1 protein-coding gene is annotated in these 4,004 nt (G+C 36.5%); it reads left to right on the top strand.

Going from position 1 to position 4,004, the window contains the following annotated elements:
• The coding region (locus tag GX687_05450; protein HHX96882.1) for a hypothetical protein at window positions 1–4,004 on the top strand (4,004 nt) is incomplete at both ends.

Here is a 4,004-nt window from a genome sequence, read left to right as displayed (position 1 = left end):
TTTATCGAACAAAATGCCGAGACTTGGCAAGAGTTTTCTAATGAAATTAAAAGTGCGAACCTAGAGTTAGAAAATTCCTTTGCGGCAGATTTTGAGAAACGTGTACATTATCAACAGGAATTGCAGCAAAGGGAAGGTTTTGTTGAAAAAGCCTTGGGGGAATACAACAAGGAGCCATTTAAAGAGGAGTTTTTAGCAGAAAATGAACAGGTTTTACGTTATACACAACAAGAATATTTCGAGGAAATAGCTGATTTGCATGGTTATTCTCCTAAATATGAGGAATATGTAAGAATAACTGGACGCAGGAATGCTGATGTTGAAAAGGCAATTAAAGAAGAAATAGCTAAACTTAAGGATCAGGAAACTATTAGGTGTAATAATGCTTTAATGGAAACTTTAATTTTATTGGAACAAAAAGATCCCCGTAAGGCTATAGTTTTGGATTATTTTTGGGAGAAGGAACGTAATCGAAGGGAATTATATGAGAAAAATAGGAAAAATCTAATTAAATACTTAGAGGACCTAAAAAACATTTCACCTAAGGGCAAGGGATATGAGCCTGTTTATACTCGTGATGAATATTTAGCTGAGATTCGTAAAAATCACGGTTATTCTCCTAAATATTTAAAGGATTTACAGTTAGTGGGTGCTAAACGGCGTGATCCGGAATTAGAAGCCTTAATTTTAAAGGCGGTAAATGATTATGAAATTGAGGAAAATTATCGTCAGATGCGGTTTACGCAGGATCTACAGTTTGAAGTGGAAAAACTTGATCCTTATATTGTTGAATTGGAAAAACTTATTGCCCATGAGCATCCCCAGCGAAGTGATTTTGAAAACCATATTTTTAAGGTTGAAGAATATACCAAACGGGCTTTAAGTGATTATGAAAAAAATAGGCAAAGTTTAGTAGGGAGAACTTCTAGCTTTATTTTCGATGAAATTAGTCCGGATTATACTTTGAATGAATATTTAGAGGAATTGCGGGAAGGTCAAGGTTATTCTCCAAAATATGAGGATTATATTCGTAGAAAAGGTAGGACAATTCCGGAAGTGGAATTGGTAAGACAAAAATTAATTGATGAATTTAAAACTAATGAGACTGAGCGGCGTTGGGCTACAATTAAAGATTCATTAAAAGAATTGCAGGAAGATGAATCGGTAAAAGATGTAATTATAGAGGAATTAGTTAGTGAGGAACATTTAAGACGTAGTCAATATGATGAAAAAATGGCTAATTTGAATGCTTATGTTGATGAGGCTTTAGAATATCATCAGACATATGTCTTGACTAATAAAATAGTTTTTAATCGTGATGGGAAATATGTATATGAATTTTTGGGTCGTAAGGGGAATTTCCTTACTCCACCAAATTATCAGTTGGAAGAATATCTAGAGGAAGTTAAAGTTAATCAAGGTTTTTCCGAAAAATATAATCAACATTTGAAAGCAACCGGTGAGAAAATTGAAGAGGTAGAAATTGCAATAGCCTTACAGTCAAAAATTGTTGAGTTGGCAGAAATAAAAAGAAGACAAGCTTATTTAGAAAAAAGCACAGAAACTATAAAGAATTTAACAGCAAAAGGATTAGAGGAAAGGGCTAAAAATGAAGCCATTTTAAGTAAAGAACTGACAAAACGGAATCAATATCTAGAGGAATTAGAATTACGGGAGAATTATTTAGTAAAGGCCGAAGCGATATACCAAAAAGACGAATTTAAAGAAAGAACTTTGGCGGAAAAAGAACATGTTCAGCGTTATACCCTACAAGAATATTGGGAGGAAATAGTAGCGAACCAGGGATATTCACCTAAATATGAAGAGTATGTCCAGGTTACTGGTAGAAGAAATAAAGAAATTGAAGCCAAAATAAAAGAAATAATAAGTGAGCTTAAGGGACAGGAAACTGAAAGAAGAAATAAAGTTTTAAAGGATATTCTTTCCGGGATTGGTTCAGAAGATGCGGAAAAAATGGAAGTTCTGGATAAGCATCTTGAACGTGAAGCCCAAGCTCGTAAAACCTATGAAATTACTGAACAAAAACTAACCGTCTATCTGCAAAAGTTAGCTATGGTATCTGTTCGTGGTGAGGGGGGTGCACCACTTTATACACGAGAAGAATATTTAGAAGAAATAATCAGGAATAATGGGTATTCTCCTAAATATCTGGAAGATTTAAGAAGAACAGGTAGTAAACAAAGGGATGAAAGAATAGAAAAGGAAATTAAAAAAGCTATTGCCAGACATCAAGCATTAGAGGCGTATCGTCGTAAGCAATTTCAGGAAAAGTTAGAAGAGGAATTAAGGGAGAAAACCAAGGGGTTAGCGGAAAAAATTGATGACGGAACACTTTTTGATGATGAAATCGAGGAATTAAAAGAGGAAATACGTATTTTAGAAGAAATTGCCGATGAATTACGACATCGGGATAAAAAGGAGAAGCCTAAAGAAAAACTCAATTTCCGTCTTTTTTATGTTGGTTTAGTCATGGATGAAGCTTTGAGCCATGTTCAAAGTGATGGTACAATTGATTCCGGCTTGGGGGCCTTAGCTGGTGCACGTAATGTTCAACAAATTTTAAAAATGTATTTATACGATAATCTAAAAAGCAATTTTATTAAAACTAGTGATGGTAAAACACAATTTTCTTTTAAAGGGTTAGCGGGTAATTTTAAGGATTTAACTGTTGGGACTCTTAAGGAGCGAATTAAAGGGAAAATACTTGAGGCCATGAGTAGTGATGGTGTTACCGATACCGGAGTTGGTTCGGTAGCCTGGCTTTTGCAAACCAGTGGTAGGGTCATGGCCTATATTTATGAAACCCGTGAATTTATTAGGTTTTTACGAAATCTAAAGAAACGTTTATTGGATAAAGATCAAAAGGATTTAGGTTTAAAAGACTTTGCTGATGAAGGGGATATTTTTGGTGACTTAGGGGATTTTGATTTAGATGAACCTGATGATCTACCAGGTGGAGGATTTACTGATCAGTATGATCAACCGGAAATAGATCCTGAAGAGGTTTGGTCTGATTTAACTGTAGGTGAGGATCCTACACTTGAAGTAGAACTTGATGATGAATTTATTTTGGAAGAAGAAATAGATGAGGAATTAGAAGAAGAATTAAAGGAAATTAAAGAAGAAATTGAGGAAACCCAAAAAGAATTTGCCAGTATGCAAGAAGATTTAGAAAAGGAGAAGGAAAAATTAGAGAGGGAAGTTCGGGACCGTTTTACCAAGAAGAAAAAAGGGAAACCAGTTGTAGAACCTAAAAAGGAACGTAGGTCTGCAAAAGCGGATCGTGAACGAAAAATTCAAACTAGTAAAAAGAAGGAAGCTGAACACCGTGCCCAAGAACGGCGGCGTGAGGTTAGTAAGCGTTCCGGAGCTTCACGGCAAAAATCTAGTGCAGCGGGATATGAAAGACCAACACGGGCAAGTACACAAAAAAGAATAAAAGAACGTATTGCCAGGCAAAGCAGAAGTACACAACAGGCTACTCAGCAAGCTAGACAACGGACTAGACAGCCTGGGCAACCTAGGAGTACTTCTTATTCTAGTACAGCGAGATATGAAAGACCAACACGGGCAAGTACACAAAAAAGAATAGAAGAACGTATTGCCAGGCAAAGTAGAAGTACACAACAGGCTACTACCCAAGTTAGACAGCGGACTAGACAGCCTGGACAACCTAGGAGTACTTCTTATTCTAATACAGCGAGATATGAACGGCTAACACGGGCAAGTACTAGTACTACTGGTACCGCAAGAACAACTACACCACGTCGGGGTATTCCCAGTCGTTATGAACATGATAGGGAAATAAGAAAATCAATACGTGAAGATAGAGGTATGGGTAGTCGAAGTAGTACTCCCCTAAGGAGGGATTCGGGAAGGTCAACACGTCCAAGTACTAGTACTACTGGTACCGCAAGAGCAACTACACCACGTCGGGGTATTCCCAGTCGTTATGAACATGATAGGGAAATAAGAAAATCAAT

Source organism: Clostridia bacterium (genome assembly GCA_012841935.1).
Classification (GTDB): domain Bacteria; phylum Bacillota; class Peptococcia; order DRI-13; family DTU073; genus DUTS01.
This window is presented reverse-complemented; position numbering and strand designations above follow the sequence as displayed.